Annotated in this window: 1 pseudogene; it reads left to right on the top strand. The window is 76.5% G+C overall.

Annotated features, from left to right (window positions below):
* Positions 1-318 (top strand): annotated as a pseudogene (locus tag ACFV6I_RS27790) (hypothetical protein); the annotation flags it as partial.
* Positions 319-387 lie beyond the last annotated feature (69 nt).

Raw genomic sequence — 387 nt, forward strand, 5'->3', positions numbered from 1 at the left:
CGCCGCGCGCGCGCCCCCGCGCTCTCACCACACAACACAAATATCCACCCCGGCCGCCCACACCCCCCCGCCGGCTCCCCCCCCCCCCCCGCCCAGAACCGCCTGTGGACCTGCTCCGGCTCGCCGATCGTCTCCGGCTACGTCCTGACCAACTACAACCCCCAGGGGTGCAGCGGCGTCGGCGCCTGGTTCCACGAACTGGTCCGCAACGGCATCTGGACCTGCCCCTACTCGCCGATCCCGGCCGGCTACCGCAGCACCAGCTACGACGCCCGCGGCTGCAACGGCCTCGGCGCCTGGCTCACCATCAAGGCCTGACCCACACCCGTCGGGGGGGGGCCCCCGCCCCCCCGGCGGCCCCCCCCCCCCCGCCGCGGGGGCACGGGG

Origin of the sequence: Kitasatospora sp. NPDC059803, from assembly GCF_042732255.1 — a bacterium.
In the GTDB taxonomy this organism is placed as follows: Bacteria; Actinomycetota; Actinomycetes; order Streptomycetales; family Streptomycetaceae; genus Kitasatospora.